The organism is Pseudogemmobacter lacusdianii, assembly GCF_030848395.1.
Taxonomy (GTDB): Bacteria; Pseudomonadota; Alphaproteobacteria; order Rhodobacterales; family Rhodobacteraceae; genus Pseudogemmobacter; species Pseudogemmobacter lacusdianii.
In genome coordinates, this window is the sequence record NZ_JAVDBT010000004.1 from 1 (window position 1) to 15,266 (window position 15,266).

A 15,266-nucleotide genomic window follows, 5' to 3' on the forward strand; every position below is an offset into this window, starting at 1 on the left:
CCGTCGTCGCCCTCGCCGCAACCGTCATCTTCTGGCTATGACACAAGAACGAGTCCTGACCCTAGCGCTGTTCATTTATTTCAGCAGGCGCTACGTAATGTTCCGCTGATTGGATTGCGCAGTGATAGGCTTGGCAACTTTTATCGTTTGCGATTTTATTAATTATTAGTAGCGTTGATTCTTTCTAAGTCAACCTGTGGTGGTGTTGCGGATCGGCGTATGACTTCGTTGCCAAGTGTGGTGATGAATCGGATTGATTTTGGCCTGAAGTGGCGAAAAATTGGCTGAACTTGCCTACTTCTCATCGCTACAACGATCAATTGGTCCCGAACATAAAGTTCAACCTTCGGGGTTATTACGCGCGTCAGTCGAAGTTCAATTGAGGCAGCTGGGTGATGTGCCTCAGTAAACAAACCGGAGGTGGTGTGGCGGGACAGGTGCAGAGGGATCCGGTTATTATCTTCCGCTTGGGAAGTTTGGGCGACACAATCGTTGCTTTGCCGTGCTTCCATGCGATTCAACGGGCATTTCCAAATGCCCGAAGAATTCTATTAACCAATATGCCGGTATCCTCCAAAGCCGCGCCACTTTTGGCGGTTCTGGGGCGCGACGGTCAATTCGTGGATGAGGCGATCGATTATCCGGTCGGGCTTCGTGCTCCAAGGCAGATTTTGGCGCTGCGGGCGCGGCTTCGCGCCACCGGGGCGCGCCGTTTGGTCTATCTCATGCCCGAACGCCCCCGCCGTGCCGTCTGGCGTGATTACCTCTTCTTCCGGCTCTGTGGTTTTCGCGACATTCTCGCTTTCCCCGCGAGCGCCGATTTGCGTCAATGCCGAACCCTGCCGGACGGCTGGCTTGAGCCAGAGGCCGCAAGGCTGGCCCGCAATTGCGTCTTGTCGATTGGCCCGGTGGATTTGGATGATCCAAGTGCTTGGAACCTTCAGTTGACCCCCATCGAGACGGCACGCGGCGTTGAAAGTCGCGCGCCGCTTGGGGGGGCTGAGTTCATCGCGATCAATATGGGCGGCAAGGTTCATCGCAATGATTGGGGCCATGAAAACTGGCGCCAGTTGATCGAGCGGCTGGCGGCCCATCGCCCGAACTTTGGTCTGATGGTCGTGGGCGCGCCAAGCGATTCTGCCCGCGCGGCTGCGTTGCTAGATCCGTGGCCCGGGCCCAAACTGGATCTTTGCGGCCAGTTGCAGCCGCGGGAATCTGCGGCGGCGATGAAAGGGGCGGCTTGTTTCATCGGTCATGACTCTGGGCCTTTGCACCTCGCCGCCAATGTGGGCGTCCCGGTTTTGGGTCTTTTCGGCGACAATAACCCTCCCGGCAAATGGCACCCCTTTGGGCCGGTCGTCAGTGTTTTGCACCGCATGGCGGGCGTGGGGGCGATCACCGTGGACGAGGTTGAAGCTGCCGCACTGCACCTTCTGCGCGGAGGGGCGGGGCAGGTTGATTGCGTGATGACATGAAGCTTGAAATCTTCGACGCCGATCTGCGCAACTGGCTTTTGGCGCACGCTTTACCGCTCTGGGCCGGCTATGGTGTCGATCATCACTTTGGCGGCTATCACGAAAGGCTATCCTTCGATCTGACCCCGCTCGAGGCGCCGCATCGAGCACGGCTCACGGCCCGTCAGATCTATTGCTTCGTCAGGGGGGCCGAACTTGGTTGGCAAGGGCCTGCGTCTGATCTGGTGGCGCATGGGCTGAGTTTTCTGAACCGCCATCTTTTGACGCCCGAGGATCGTGTGGTCATGGCGGTCGATCCGGCCACCGGCCTAGCCGTTCCAGGGCATGACAATTACGATGTGGCCTTTGTGCTCTTCGCTCTGGCGGTTGCGGCCCGCTCTCGCGCTGATGTGACCGCGCTTTCCGCCCGCGCCCGCCGGATCGCGCAAAGGCTGTCTGCCGATTACGCCCATCCTTTGGGCGGCTACCAGGAGACCGCTCCCGCCACTTCGCCCTTGCGGGCCAATCCGCATATGCATCTGCTAGAGGCCTTTCTTGAATGGGCCGAAGGTGATCATGACGCCGATGGCTTTTGGCACGGCAAAGCGGCCGAGATTATTGGCCTCGCGCAGCAACGGATGCTCTTGCCCTCAGGCGCGATGCCTGAGCTTTTCGATCTTGCTTGGCAACCGCTTGGCCCTCCTGGCAATCCCTTGATTGAGCCGGGTCACCAGTTCGAATGGGGTTGGCTCTTGGCCCGCTGGGCGCGGCTTTGCGGCGACGCCAGCGCTTTTGATGCCGCTTTGCGGCTGATCCGGATCGGCGAGGATCATGGCATTTGCCAGCAGCGCGGCGTTGCGATCAACGCAGTCGATGGTGACTTCGCGCCCCGTGATGCGCAGGCTAAGCTTTGGCCGCAGACCGAACGGGTAAAGGCTTGGGCAGAGCTTGCAACCAGCCCGTTTGCCAGCGCTCAGATAAAATCCGAAGCGCGCGCACGGTTATTGCCCGCTTTGGCAGGGCTGCGCGCCTTCTTGATCACCGGCCCGCCACAATGCCTTGGCCTTTGGCGTGAGGTGATGCGGACAGACGGCACATTCATAAATGAGCCGGTCCGCGCCAGCAGTTTTTACCATTTGATTTGCGCGCTGCAGGTGATCCTGCCGCACCGTGCCATAGGACGTTAAGTCGTTATTTTGCTTGGGAGTTTCGTCCGTGCCAGATCCCGGCCCATCTAGTTTAGTGCAACGCGTGCAAGCCATGACCGGCGCGCAAGTGCTTTGTATTGGCGATGTCATGGTTGACCGCTTCGTCGAGGGCAAGGTGCAGCGCATCTCGCCCGAAAGCCCGGTGCCGGTGTTCCAAGCCGGTGCGGCCCGCGACGTGCCTGGGGGGGCTGCCAATGTGGCGCGCAACATTGCAGCCTTGGGCGGTGTTTGCACGTTGATTGGCGTTTGTGGTGCGGATGCGGCGTCGGCCGAGTTGAGCACACTCTTGGAGCAGCCTGGCATCACCGCTATGCTGCACAAGACCCACGATCGTCCTACCACGCGCAAGGTGCGCTATGTGGCACAGGGCCAGCATATGCTGCGGGTGGACTTCGAAGAAAGCCTGCCGATCCCGCCGCAGATCGAGGGGCAAATTCTGGCCAGTGTCGCGCTCCATCTGCCCAAATCCGGGGCGGTTGTGTTGTCGGATTACGCCAAAGGCGTTCTGACCCTGCCGGTGATCCGCGGCGTGATCGCTTTGGCGCAGGTGGCTGGGGTTCCGGTGATCGTGGACCCCAAATCACAAGATTTCAGCCGCTATCATGGGGCCACCTTGCTCACCCCTAATGCGCGCGAGGCTGAAGCCGCCTCGGGCATCAATCCGCAGCATGATGACACCAGCGCCGAGGCCTCGGGCCGGGCCTGCCTGGCGCAGTTGGGGCCGGGGGGCGCGGTGCTGATCACTCGGAGCGAAAAGGGCATGACCTTGATTGATCCGACAGGCGCGGCTTTGCATGTGCCGACTGCCGCGCGTGAGGTGTTTGATGTGGTGGGGGCCGGCGATACCGTGATCGCCACGCTTGCCGCCGCCGTCGCCTCAGGCACAGAGCTGGCCGATGCGGCGCGGCTGGCCAATCATGCGGCCGGCATTGTCGTTGGCAAGCGTGGCACCGCGACTGTGGCCCCCGACGAGTTGATCGAGGCGGTGGAGCGCGCGACCCAGCCTCGGCGCAGCGGCCCGCCAGTCGTGCTGACGATCGATGAAGCCACCCGTTATGCCGCTGCCCGCCGGGCTGAGGGCAAACGCGTGGGCTTCACGAACGGGGTCTTTGACATCGTGCATCCCGGCCATATCTCGCTTCTGGCCTGGAGCCGGGCGCAATGCGATTGCCTGATCGTAGGCCTAAACGCCGATGCCTCGGTGCGGCGGTTGAAAGGACCGACCCGACCCGTCAACGCCGAGCGAGATCGTGCCATCGTGCTTGGTGCATTCGGCTCGGTCGATGCTGTGGTGATCTTCGAGGCCGATACACCGATCGACCTTATCGCAGCCATCCGCCCCGATGTGTTGGTCAAAGGCGCGGATTACACCGTAGAAACGATTGTTGGCGCGGATCTGGTGCTCTCCTATGGCGGCGAGGTCCGGCTGGCCGAGCTTATCCCCGGAGCCAGTTCCAGCAACATCATCGCTCGGGCCCAGATGGAAAAATCGTCATGATCCTTGTGGCGGGTGCTGCCGGATTTATCGGCTCGCGTATCGAGGCGGACCTGTAAAAGGTGGGGCTGGGCGCAGTTGCCGTCTGCGATTGGTTCGGCAGCGATGCGCGTTGGCACAGCCCTGCCAAGCGCCAGATCGAGGCTTTCTTCTTCCGAAAGAGGGTCGCCGCGTGCCTTGCCGCCTTGTCTCAAGGCCTTGCGGCGTCGCGGCAATCGGTCCACAAACCTCAAAGCATATGGGGGTAGGGATGCGGTCTGGCATGCGGATCATCGCGGGGATATCGGCACTGCTGTTTCTGGCGGCCTGCTTGCCAGGTGGTGGCGCCTCAAAAGAGCCTGCCGCCAATCCTATCACGGGCAGCGCGATCGAGGTGACGGCGCTTGATGCGCCCGCACCAGCGCCAGCGGCGAGCGCCGCGACCCAACCCTCCCCGGACATGCCGCCGGCTGAGTCCACAGCCTTGAAACCCAAAGCCAAGCCAGCAGAGCTTCCTGAGGCTGCGACAGTCGCGCCCGATGGGGCAGCCCCTGTTGCGGCTCCGGCGGTGCCCGAAGTGCTGAAAACAGCGACGCAGCTCGCTTGCGAGAAGAGGGGCGATGTCTGGGTCAAGGCGGGCAGCTCGTCAGCCCATACTTGCGTCAAGCGCACGAAAGATGCGGGCAAGCGCTGCACCAATGGTACCCAGTGCCAGGGGGAATGTCTTGCAAGATCAAATACCTGTGCACCATATCAGCCGCTTTTTGGCTGCAATGAGGTGGTGCAGGACAATGGTGTAAGGATGACGTTGTGTCTCGATTAAAGCTGGTTGCTCTGCTCTTTTTGGCCGCATGCGCCGCGCCTTCGTCGCACATCGCAGGCTTTCGCAGCCCCAAGACCGAAATCTATTCCTCGGCCGCTTTCGACGTCTCACGCGTCGAGGGGCGCTGGACGCAGGTGGCGGCGTTTTCGGCCGGAGATAACCCCGGCTGCAAGCCCGGCGGGGTCGAGTTCCGCAAAGGCGCGACGGGTCCCGAGATTGCAGCACAGCTTTGTCTGAACGGTCGCATCGTGCAGGCGCAAGGTCCGCTTCGGATGGTCGGGCCGGGGCGCATGGCGGTGCCGGGGATGCAGGATTGGTGGGTGATCTGGGTCGACAGCGGCTACCGCACCCTTGCGATCGGAACACCGGACGGCAGCTTTGGCTTCTTGCTTGATCGCGAAAAAATCTCGGGCGACAGGCTGCATGCGGCGGCAGAGGTCTTTGATTTCAATGGATATTCGAAGGCGCGGTTCAAAGCTTATTAAGCCTTAATCCCGGATCTGCGCCTTCAATTGGCGCAGATGCTGCGCGGCATCGCGGGCGCCGATTTCTGCCTCACGCACCAGCCAATCGAAATGGTCGGTCATCGATTGCACGCGCGCTGCATCACGAAAGGCGATGTAGCTGCGACCGAGATAAACCACTGCCAGAAGCGGTCCGAAGACGGTGACGGGGGCAGAAAACACCCGGCGCGCGTCAAAAAGGCAAAGCCTTAGTGAGGGGTAGAGCTGCTCACAAAGCTCGATCAGCCGATCCAACTGCTCAAGTCGCACTTCGGCGCCAAGCCCACGATAATAGCCTTCCGCATGGGCGAATGCGTCCAGTTCATGCAGGGGGAGCGCGATCTCATAATCCGACCGCGCGCCGCGCATCCAAGCCAAACGGTCCTCAAAAGCTCCGATCGCTTGCCCCGCACTGCGGCCCAGCTGCGGCGCATATTCCCAATCCACCACCGCTCGCGTCTTCAACATGTCGGGCAAAGTGGCGGGCACATGCCGGATTTTGTAGCCCGCCGCCTCTCGGTGCCAACCGAAGATCGTCTCATCGATCAAGGCGCGCGGCGCTTCAGTGATGGTGAGCGAGGTGGCGAGCAGGTCCGCCACGGGCTCGGGCCTCAGCGACAGCCCCAAAAGCCAGTCGCTTGAAACGCCGAGCGCGGTGGCACAATCGGCCGCCAACTGAGCGTTGGGCATCCGCACCGAGGGCGAAAGCAGAGCCGAGAGGGTGGAGCGGTCAACACCGCAAGCCCGGGCAAGTGCGGCTTGTGAGATATTGCGGCGGCTCATCGCCTCGGAGAGGCGTAGGCGGAAAAGGGCAGCGCGGTCACGTTTGTCCATGATGCCTCACCATTGGTGATTTAACAAAACGATAGTGACTTAATGCTGCGCATTCTCGGCGTTCTCGAACTTTGCATCAAGTGCTAACCTTGTTCAGGAACTCTGCTTGAAGGTTTTGGTTTTGCGCAAGACGGAATGGCCGACACTTTTGCTTTTGGCTTGTACCTATGCGGTATGGGCGTTGGCGACGACTTGGCTATGGGAGTTTTCGACGCCGCTCGCTGTCGTAATACTGGGTCTTGCGGTGGCGCAGCATTCATCACTGCAGCATGAGATGCTGCACGGACATCCCTTCCGAAACAGTCACTTGAACCATGCCTTGGTCTTCGTGCCTTTGGGGCTGCTCTACCCCTATCTGCGGTTTCGTGACACCCATATCGCGCATCACCGCGACCCTTTGCTGACCGATCCCTATGACGATCCAGAGTCGAATTATCTGGACCCTAAGGTCTGGGCAGGCCTGGCGCGCCCCTTGCAGATCTTGCTGCGCGCCAACAACACCTTGCTTGGCCGGATGGTGATCGGCCCGGTGATCGGGGCGATGATGTTCTGGGCTTTGGACCTGCGGGCGATCCTTAAGGGAAACCGACGCATCGCGATCTCATACCTCCTCCACGGGATTGGCCTCTTGATGCTGGCCAGCTGGTGGTGGGTGGGCATCGGGAAAATGTCTCTCGGCGGCTATGTGCTGGGTGCCTATCTGGGCGCGTCCCTTCTGAAGATCCGCACCTATCTAGAGCACCGCGCACATAACGACTTCGCCGCGCGCACCGCCATTGTTGAAGATCGCGGCCCACTGGCTTTGCTCTTTCTAAACAACAACCTGCATGTCGTGCATCACATGAATCCCAAAGTGGCTTGGTATGATCTTCCTAGGCTTTACCGCAGCCAAAGTACGGCGTTCCAACAGTGCAATGAGGGCTATGTCTATCGCTCGTATCTTGAGGTTTTCGGGAAATATTTCCTGAAAGCCAAAGATCCGGTGCCGCATCCAATCTACCCGGTGCAGAAGCACCAAAAGCGGGATTTGCACAACGACTAAAGCAGGGCGACGGCCTTTTAGTCGATGCGGCGGAAGGTGGGTACTGGGCCGGAATTGTCGAAGAAGGGCACGCCGGGTTGCGTGCCGCCTCGGATCAGGTTGGTCACCTCGGCCAGCACCACCTCGGTGATGAAGGGCAGATCTAAGGCCCGGGCGGCGTCGAGGCCAATCCAATGCAGATGCGACAGTTCGGTCAGGCTTTCGTCGAAATGGTCCAAGCTGCCGCTGACATCCGCAGCATCGGCCAGAAAGAAGCATGCGTCAAAACGGCGGCTGCGACCGGGGGGCGTGATCGCGCGGAAGACAAAGCGCATCGAGGGACGGTCGGCGCGCAGGGCAAGGGCGGTTTCTTCCTGCAGCTCGCGCAGCGCCGCCGCGACCAAGGGGCCGGGCGGTGCGACCTGAGCGAGCCGCCGGGCGCATTCCCCGTTCAGCGGCAGGGGGCCGTCGAAGGCATCCTCGGGGTCCACACCGCCGCCGGGAAAGACATATTTCGATGGCATAAAGGCAGCAGCTGCCCCGCGCTGCCCCATCAAGACTTGCGTCTCACCTTGGGGCAGCCTGCGGGTCAGAACGATCGTGGCAGCAGCCCGGATCGGAGGGGCGGCGGCCAGATCACTCATGCGTCGGTGGTGCTTTGCGGGGCCGGGGCCTTGCCAAAGCCATGCATCCGCTTGGCCCATTGCATGGCCACGACAGCGCCTTTGAGCCGCGGCAGCAGCCACAATGAAAGCGCCACACAGCCGACCGAGAAGATCACCGACATGATCAAAGGATCGGGCCGCATCTTCGTAAAGACCACCAGCATCAGCGGCGCCATCAAGTGGCCGACGATCAGAATGGTCAGATAGGCTGGGCCGTCATCGGCCTGATGGTGATGCAGCTCTTGCTGACAAACCGGGCAAGAATCGCGCACGGTCAGATAACCGCGCAGCATCGGTCCGGCGCCGCAGCTGGGGCAACGCATCCGCCAGCCACGCAGCAAAGCGGGCTTCAGGGGGCGGTCCTCGTGCTCGGCTTCAGGCTCGGAAGCGGTAACGACGCTTTGGCCTGCAAGCTCATTCAGCTGCGGTTCCAAGGCGGGAGAAGGCAAAGTCTGGGTCACGGCGAGATGTCCTCGAGTTCCGGGATGGCCTTTACATAAGCGAGGTTCCCGCCAAACCAAAGGGCTTTGCGGCGGGTGTGTCCGCATGCCGCAGAGCCTTTTGAAAATTCTTTGCCTGCCGTTTCATGGCTGCGACGGAATGCGCCGGGTGCGGCGTATCTAGGATATCGGGGATCATCAAGCGCAGCGAGATGGCTCTGATCGGCCGGGCATCTTCAGTTGGAACCCGCGCCAAACACTTGTGCTGTAAGGTTTAAGGAGACGTCGAATGAAAAGCAAAACGCTCACCGCCCTTGCTTTGGCTGGCTTTGCCGCTGCCTCGGCTGCGGGTTTCGCCTTTGCAGAAACTGCCCCAAAAGCTTCGGCTGCGGAGGCCAATGAGGCGCGCTTTGACGCACTCGACGCTGACAAAGACGGCAAAGTAACGCCCGAGGAAATCCGCGCTTCTCAAGCCGCGCGCTTTGCTGAAACCGATGCAGATCAAAACGGCAGTCTCTCGGCCGAAGAGTTGACGGCGATGCGCATGGCGCAGATCGAAGCGAAGATTGCCGCGCAATCGGCCAAGATGATCGCGCGGTTTGATGCCGATAAGGATGGGCAACTCTCGGCCGAGGAATATGCTCAGATCGGCAAGCGCAAGACGCCGTTCGAGCGGGCGGATACCGATGGTGATGGCGCGATCTCGAAGGAAGAGGCGCTTGCGGCTGAAGCGCATGGCCCCCGGGGCAAGGGCAAACCCGGCGGTATGCATGGTAGGCATCATGGGCCGCATGCAGGGGAGCACGATGGTTATGGTTTCGGCGGCCCGCGTGGCGGCTGGTGGGACCTGAACTGAGCCAATCCTTTGCCGCCGCGTCGGCTACGGCTGAGACGCGGCGGTCCTTAACAGGCGGCGCAGGCAAGGACTTGCGCCGCGGGATCAAAGCTCAGAGCTTTGGCATCAGAACCGGGCCTTGGGATAAGAATGGCGTTTGACGCAGGATTAGAGCGGTCGGATGAGGCGCTTTTGGCGCTTTACGCCTTGGGCGACCCTGCGGCGGCGCGGGATCTGGCGGCACGCCTGTTGCCTCGGACCTTGGGCTATGCCGCGCGGCTTTTAAATGGCGACCGCGCCGAGGCCGAGGATGTGGCGCAAGAGGCGATGCTGCGGCTTTGGAAGATCGCGCCCGATTGGCGGGCGGGGGAGGCCAAGGTGACGACTTGGCTCTACCGCGTGGTGACCAATCTTTGCAGCGATCGGCGGCGCGGGGCAGGGCGGCGGGCAGTGCCGATGGGCGATGACTTGCCCGATGCTCTGGATGAGGCTCCGGGCTCCGAGGCGCAGATGCTGCAAGCTGCACGGGTTTCGGCATTGGATGGCGCTTTGGCCGACCTGCCGGATCGTCAACGTGAGGCGGTGATCTTACGCCATATCGAAGGGCTGACCAATCCCGAGATCGCTTTGGTGATGGGTATTGGGGTTGAAGCGGTGGAAAGTCTTACCGCAAGAGGCAAGCGGGCGCTGACCGCAGCTTTGGGCCAAAAGCGTGAGGCCTTGGGCTATTATGAGGATTGAGCGATGACCGGAACGGATGATCTGGACGGGTTCTTTGCCGCCGCGCGTGAGGCGCAGCCGGCGGTCTCGCCTAAGCTGATGGCGCAGGTGCTTGCGGATGCCGCGGCTTTCCAGCCGCAGCCTCGGGCCAAGGCGCAAGTGGTTTGGTGGCAGCGGGCTTATGCCGCGATGGCAGAGCTTTGGGGCGGTTTCGCTCCGGGTCTGGCGACGGCGGCGGTGGCGGGGCTGGCCTTTGGCTATGCCGGGCCATTGAGTTCGGATTGGCTGGCCGGGGTGATGGCTCCGCAAGCGCAGGTGCAGATGATGGCGGCGAGTGATTTGTTCTTAGCAGAGGAATTTGGGCAATGAGCGCGGTAGATATGGACAGCAAGCCCAAGCTCGGCCTCCGCGGTTTGCGGATCGCTTTGGCAATCTCGCTGGCGCTGAATGTCGCCGTGGCGGGGGTGGTCGGCGGGGTGATGCTGCGCGATGGCCCGCCCCAAAGGGGCAGCCGCGATTTTGGTCTGGGGCCCCTGAGTGAGGTATTGGACCGCGAAGACCGCCGGGCATTGCGCAAAGCCTTTGTCGCGCAACATTCTGAGTTCCGCGATCAGCGGCATGAGGCGCAGGCCGAATTCGCCGCGGTGGTACAGGCTTTGCGGGCAGAACCCTTTGATGCCAACGCTTTGGACGCGGCCTTGGCCGCTGTTGCCAGCCGCAATCAGCGTCTTATCGACAGCGGTCGGCTTTTGGTCGCCGGTCATTTGGCGCAGATGAGTGCGACCGAACGCGCGGCTTTTGCCGACCGGCTGGAAGAGCGGTTGCAGCATGGCCGCAAAGCGCAACCGTCTAAGAGCTAAGCCTTTTGCTCTCAGGCGGCTGTGCGGGTGGCGAAGGTCACTTGATTGCGGCCGCTGAGCTTCGATGCGCGCAAGGCCTGATCGGCGCTTTCGACCAAATCGGCCACATCAATCATTTGCTGCTCCGGCGATGATCCGGTGTCGCGGCCTGCAGCGCCCATCGCTACGCCGATCGAGGCTGTGACGGTCAACGGCTCGCCCGAGGGCAGCACTATCGGATGCTCGCTGATGACTTGGCGGAGCCGTTGGGCGACCTGCTGCGCCTTGTCATAGGGGGTCTGAGGCAGAGCCACTAAGAACTCTTCGCCGCCGATCCGCGCTAAAAGGTCGCTGATCCGCAAGTTATCGGACAGCCGGAGCGCCACATCGGTTAAAACCCGATCTCCCGCCAAGTGACCAAAGCGATCATTCACGGCCTTGAAGTGGTCAAGGTCGACCACCATCACCGCAAAATCCAAGCCCTCTCGCGCTGAATGAGCCGCAATTTCCGCCAGCCGGGGCAGCGCAAAGCGGCGATTGTGAAGGCCGGTCAAGGGGTCGATCACCGCCATTCGCAACCCATCTTCAACCGAAGCGCGCTGCCAATCTGTTTGCCGTTTGCGTCGCAGCAAAATGCGCAAACGCAGCACCAATTCGCGTGGATCTACGGCTTGTGAGACGACATCATCGGCACCGAGATCATAGGCCATCGTGGCCGGATCAGCCTCGGCGTTGGGCAGCGCAAGGCAGATCGCGGCATGGCGCGTCGCGGGGCGGCTGAAAAGCTCGGACATCAGACGCAGCCCGGCGCCACTTACAGACATATCGGTGGGGATCACGAAGATGTCCGGAATGACCGCCGGCGGGTTGCGGCGGCGCTCGGTCGCCGGGAAGGGACTGTTGTCATCTGGAGCTGGCTGCAGGGGGGCATCGGCAAGGCCACCCAAAGATGAGCCATGATAGGGGGCCAGTTTCAGCGCCTGATCGGGCGACATGGTCACCAGACAGTCGCGCAGCATCGGCTGCAATTGGCATTTCCAGCGCAGGGCGTCTTCGGGCCTATCGCAGACCAATGCTACGATACCTTTTGCGTCAAAGCTTGTGCTGTTCTCTGAGAGGCCCAAGACCGCCTGCGCAGGCATCGCCCAAGCCGAGGTTACAGCCCCTAACTCTCCTTTCGCGCGCAAAAGGTTGCGCAACCGGGCGAGCAAAAGCTCTTCGCGCAGCGGTTTGGCCAATACGTCGTCGGCCCCCGCTGAAAGCGCCTTGAGCCGCTCGTCCAAATCAAGGCTGTCCGTCACAGCAATGACTGGAATCGCCCTTGTGCGCGGATCAGCGCGCAGAGCGCGCAGAATCTCAGTCGCACTTTGGTCCGGCAGGGATAGGTCAAGCAAGACCAGATCGGGTTGCTCGAGCCGGGCCAGTGCGAGACCCGTCTGACCATCCGAGGCGATCAGCGGGCTATAGAAGGCCTCGCTCAATTTGACTTTAAACACGATGCGATTGGTCGCCAGCGCATCAATGATCAGAATTCGACGATGCATCTCAAGCTTGCCCACCCCAGTTCACCGGTATTCTCTCGCGACGGTGCCATGCGTTTCTTGCGAAAAGAATGTGGGGGAGATCGTTAAGAAATCCTTTCCAAAACTTGGACAATGCTTCCGTTTTTTGCTGGTGTTGTTTACCTGATGCGGAAGACCCGCGCCGTAAGGAGAAAACTGTGAATTTTACCGCCAGCACCGCAGAGAGTTTGGCCCTGCAAGCTTTGGGCTGGCTGGCGGCGCAGGATGAGGCCTTTGGCGCCTTCTTGGCCTATTCGGGCACCGATGCCGGTGAAGTGCGCGCCCGCGCCGCCGAGCCCGAGCTTTTGGGTTCGGTCTTGGATTTCCTCTTGTCGGACGAGCAGCAACTGCTGCGCTTTTGCGCCGAGACCGGCCATGCACCCGAGGCTCCGATGCGGGCGCGGCAGCATTTGCCCGGCGGTGATGTGCCAAACTGGACCTGATTTACATTTGTTCGCACCCAAGCGAAGCTGCGGCTAAGCCAAAAGCGGCCGCGCGGGACTGGCCCGCGCTTAGGGAGAACGGAATGATCCGCGGAATCGTCTTTGACAAAGATGGCACACTTTTTGACTTTCGGGCCAGCTGGGGCCGCTGGGCACAGGGCTTCTTGACGCAAATCGCACGCGACGATGCCCATGCTCGGCAATTGGCCGCGGCGATCGGCTATCTGCCGGATACCAATAATTTTGATCCTTCAAGCCCGGTGATTGCGGGCACGGCCAAAGAGATCGCAGGCGCGCTATTGCCGCATCTTGAAGGTCACACGCTTGAGAGCCTCACCCAACAGATCGATGCTGTTGCAACGGGCGTACCGATGTCAGAGGCCGTGCCGTTGCGCGCGCTTTTCGAAGAGTTTCGCGCGCGTGGGCTGAAACTGGGTGTGGCGACCAATGACAGTGAAATCCCAGCCCGCGCGCATCTTGAGCGTCACGGTCTGACCGACCTTCTCGATTTCATCGCAGGATGGGATTCCGGGCATGGCGCAAAACCAGGACCGGGGATGTGCTTGGCCTTTGCCACGGCGACCGGGCTTGATCCGGCGGAAGTTCTGATGGTGGGCGACAGCCTGCATGATTTGCACGCAGGCCAAGCCGCCGGGATGCGCCCGATTGCGGTGCTCACCGGCATCGCGGGCGAGGCGGATTTGGCCCCGCATGCCGAGGTTGTCTTGGCCGATATCGGCGGTTTGCCGGCTTGGATGGATGCGCAAGTCGCGCGATAATCTGCTCGGTCGGCATATAAACGACATTTAATGTCGCTGAATGCTGGCGCGCTTGTGCGGAAGCTTCGGCATTCTGATCCAAAGGATCGGAGTGTCGAGATGAGCGAAGAGAAAAGCCGCAAGCGCGCCGGGGGCCGGGCAGGGATGAAAGTCCGGGCAGGCTCGGCCGCCATTGACCAGATGCCCTGGCGGATCCCCGTCAACCCGGATCGCCCGACCGAACCGCTGGACGCCGATGGCGTGCAGGCGATCCACAAGGGCGCGATGCGGATCCTGTCGGAGATCGGCATCGAATTCCTGAACCCCGATGCGGTCGAGCATCTGCGCCGCGCAGGCTGCATCGTCAACGGCACCAATGTGCGCATGGACGAAGATTTCGTGATGGAGATGGTGGGCCGTGCGCCATCGACCTTCACCATGACCCCGCGCAACCCGGCCCGCGAAGTGGTGATGGGGGGCAAGAATATGCTCTTCGTCAACGTCTCCTCGCCGCCCAATGCTTGGGATATGGAGCGCGGCAAACGCTCGGGCGATTTTGAGACCTACAAGGAATTTCTCAAACTCACTCAGTACTTTAACTGCATCCATGTTGCGGGCGGATATCCGGTTGAGCCGATTGATGTGCACCCGTCAGTCCGCCACCTCGACTGCCTTTATGAAAAGCTGGTGCTGACCGATAAGGTGGTCCACGCCTATTCGCTCGGCACCGAGCGGGTCGAAGATGTGATGGAGATGGTGAAGATCGCCGGAGGGCTATCGGAGGAGGAATTCCAAGCCAAGCCGCGGATGTTCACCAATATCAACTCCGTCAGCCCCCTCAAGCATGATTGGCCGATGCTGGACGGCGCGATGCGGATGGCCAAGCGCGGCCAGCCGGTGGTGATCACGCCCTTCACCTTGGCCGGCGCGATGGCGCCGGTGACCATGTCGGGTGCGGTGGCCCTGTCGATTGCCGAGGCTTTGGCGGCGGTGGCTTTGCTGGAATATATCGCGCCGGGCTGCCCGGTGGCGATCGGCACCTTCACCTCGAATGTCGATATGAAATCGGGCGCGCCAGCCTTCGGCACGCCGGAATATATGCGTGCGACGCAGATGACCGGCCAATTGGTGCGCTTCTACGGCATGCCGATGCGCGCCTCGGGCGTCTGTGCCGCCAACGTGCCAGACGGCCAATCGGTCTGGGAGACCGCCAACAGCCTGTGGTCGGCGGTGCAATCGGGCACAAATATGGTGTACCACGCCGCCGGTTGGCTCGAGGGTGGCCTCATCGCCAGCCCCGAGAAATTCGTGATGGATTGCGAAATCTTGCAGATGATCCAGCGTTATTTCGAAGAAGCCACCTATGCCACAGGCCCCGATGACATCGCCTTTGATGCGATCAAAGAGGTCGGCGCCGGCGGGCATTACTTCGGCGTCCAACACACCCAAGACCGCTACCAAAACGCCTTCTATTCTCCCTTCGTCTCTGATTGGCGCAACTATGAGGCCTGGCAGATCGACGGCGCCGTCTGGACGCACGAGCGGGCGCACCGGGTCTATAAACAGATCCTTGCCGAATTCGAGCCGCCGCCGATCAACGGCGATCATCTCGAAGAACTGACCCGCTTTGTCGCGCGGCGCAAAGAAGAAGGCGGCGCCCCCACCGACTTCTAACGCACCCCCGCAA

17 protein-coding genes are annotated in these 15,266 nt (G+C 61.2%); 13 read left to right on the plus strand and 4 right to left on the minus strand.

The genetic code is table 11. The annotated features are described in order from the left end of the window. Nucleotides 1-560 precede the first annotated feature (560 nt). The 5 genes from Q9295_RS04685 to Q9295_RS04705 all read left to right on the plus strand — a co-directional run bounded on the left by Q9295_RS04685 (nt 561) and on the right by Q9295_RS04705 (nt 5,444). Entirely contained in the window at nt 561-1,475 is a 915-nt protein-coding gene (locus Q9295_RS04685) for a glycosyltransferase family 9 protein (RefSeq protein ID WP_306679354.1), read from the plus strand. Beyond that, nucleotides 1,472-2,641 (plus strand): AGE family epimerase/isomerase, encoded by a 1,170-nt coding sequence (locus tag Q9295_RS04690; protein ID WP_306679355.1) that lies wholly within the window; start codon nt 1,472-1,474, stop codon nt 2,639-2,641. The genes Q9295_RS04685 and Q9295_RS04690 overlap by 4 nt, the downstream gene beginning before the upstream one ends. Nucleotides 2,642-2,714: 73 nt before the next feature. Then, on the plus strand, nt 2,715-4,160 hold the full coding sequence (gene rfaE1, locus Q9295_RS04695) for a D-glycero-beta-D-manno-heptose-7-phosphate kinase (RefSeq protein WP_306679356.1): 1,446 nt from the start codon (nt 2,715-2,717) through the stop codon (nt 4,158-4,160). Between the two features lie 259 nt (nt 4,161-4,419). After that, on the plus strand, nt 4,420-4,959 hold the full coding sequence (locus tag Q9295_RS04700; protein ID WP_306679357.1) for a hypothetical protein: 540 nt from the start codon (nt 4,420-4,422) through the stop codon (nt 4,957-4,959). Further along, nucleotides 4,947-5,444, plus strand: a complete 498-nt coding sequence (locus Q9295_RS04705; RefSeq protein WP_306679358.1) for a lipocalin/fatty acid-binding family protein — start codon at nt 4,947-4,949, stop codon at nt 5,442-5,444. Before Q9295_RS04700 ends, Q9295_RS04705 begins: the two co-directional genes overlap by 13 nt. A 3-nt stretch (nt 5,445-5,447) precedes the next feature. On the opposite strand, the gene Q9295_RS04710 is transcribed toward Q9295_RS04705, so the two are convergent. After that, nucleotides 5,448-6,296 (minus strand): helix-turn-helix domain-containing protein, encoded by an 849-nt coding sequence (locus Q9295_RS04710; RefSeq protein ID WP_306679359.1) that lies wholly within the window; start codon nt 6,294-6,296, stop codon nt 5,448-5,450. A gap of 106 nt (nt 6,297-6,402) precedes the next feature. Between Q9295_RS04710 and Q9295_RS04715 the strand changes: the two genes are divergently transcribed. Further along, nucleotides 6,403-7,338, plus strand: coding sequence for a fatty acid desaturase (locus tag Q9295_RS04715; protein ID WP_306679360.1), 936 nt, complete (start codon nt 6,403-6,405; stop codon nt 7,336-7,338). Nucleotides 7,339-7,355: 17 nt separating this feature from the next. Here Q9295_RS04715 and Q9295_RS04720 read toward each other — a convergent pair whose 3' ends face one another. Both Q9295_RS04720 and Q9295_RS04725 read right to left on the minus strand, forming a co-directional pair. Then, nucleotides 7,356-7,961, minus strand: coding sequence for an NUDIX hydrolase (locus Q9295_RS04720; RefSeq protein ID WP_306679361.1), 606 nt, complete (start codon nt 7,959-7,961; stop codon nt 7,356-7,358). Continuing rightward, nucleotides 7,958-8,404, minus strand: a complete 447-nt coding sequence (locus tag Q9295_RS04725) for a DUF983 domain-containing protein (RefSeq protein ID WP_306679595.1) — start codon at nt 8,402-8,404, stop codon at nt 7,958-7,960. Before Q9295_RS04725 ends, Q9295_RS04720 begins: the two co-directional genes overlap by 4 nt. Before the next feature lie 307 nt (nt 8,405-8,711). Between Q9295_RS04725 and Q9295_RS04730 the strand changes: the two genes are divergently transcribed. The 4 genes from Q9295_RS04730 to Q9295_RS04745 all read left to right on the plus strand — a co-directional run bounded on the left by Q9295_RS04730 (nt 8,712) and on the right by Q9295_RS04745 (nt 10,837). Further along, the gene (locus Q9295_RS04730; RefSeq protein WP_306679362.1) at nt 8,712-9,278 is read left to right on the plus strand and encodes an EF-hand domain-containing protein; all 567 of its coding nucleotides are present in this window, start codon (nt 8,712-8,714) and stop codon (nt 9,276-9,278) included. A gap of 123 nt (nt 9,279-9,401) precedes the next feature. Beyond that, the gene (locus tag Q9295_RS04735) at nt 9,402-9,998 is read left to right on the plus strand and encodes an RNA polymerase sigma factor (protein WP_306679596.1); all 597 of its coding nucleotides are present in this window, start codon (nt 9,402-9,404) and stop codon (nt 9,996-9,998) included. Between the two features lie 3 nt (nt 9,999-10,001). Beyond that, complete coding sequence (locus Q9295_RS04740) at nt 10,002-10,346, plus strand: dihydroorotate dehydrogenase (protein ID WP_306679363.1); 345 nt, start codon at nt 10,002-10,004, stop codon at nt 10,344-10,346. Further along, the gene (locus Q9295_RS04745) at nt 10,343-10,837 is read left to right on the plus strand and encodes a periplasmic heavy metal sensor (RefSeq protein WP_306679364.1); all 495 of its coding nucleotides are present in this window, start codon (nt 10,343-10,345) and stop codon (nt 10,835-10,837) included. Before Q9295_RS04740 ends, Q9295_RS04745 begins: the two co-directional genes overlap by 4 nt. 11 nt (nt 10,838-10,848) lie before the next feature. Here the strand turns inward: Q9295_RS04745 and Q9295_RS04750 are convergent, their stop codons facing one another. Further along, nucleotides 10,849-12,360: a diguanylate cyclase gene (locus Q9295_RS04750; protein ID WP_306679365.1), complete on the minus strand. Its 1,512-nt coding sequence runs from the start codon at nt 12,358-12,360 to the stop codon at nt 10,849-10,851. 176 nt (nt 12,361-12,536) lie between these two features. On the opposite strand from Q9295_RS04750, the gene Q9295_RS04755 reads away from it, so the two are divergent. From Q9295_RS04755 to Q9295_RS04765, 3 genes are all read left to right on the plus strand, one after another. Beyond that, entirely contained in the window at nt 12,537-12,821 is a 285-nt protein-coding gene (locus Q9295_RS04755) for a DUF3572 domain-containing protein (protein WP_306679366.1), read from the plus strand. A gap of 83 nt (nt 12,822-12,904) precedes the next feature. Further along, nucleotides 12,905-13,600, plus strand: a complete 696-nt coding sequence (locus Q9295_RS04760; protein WP_306679367.1) for an HAD family hydrolase — start codon at nt 12,905-12,907, stop codon at nt 13,598-13,600. A gap of 99 nt (nt 13,601-13,699) precedes the next feature. Further along, nucleotides 13,700-15,253 carry a trimethylamine methyltransferase family protein gene (locus tag Q9295_RS04765; RefSeq protein ID WP_306679368.1) on the plus strand — a complete coding sequence of 518 codons (1,554 nt, stop codon included), beginning with the start codon at nt 13,700-13,702 and terminating at the stop codon, nt 15,251-15,253. Nucleotides 15,254-15,266 lie beyond the last annotated feature (13 nt).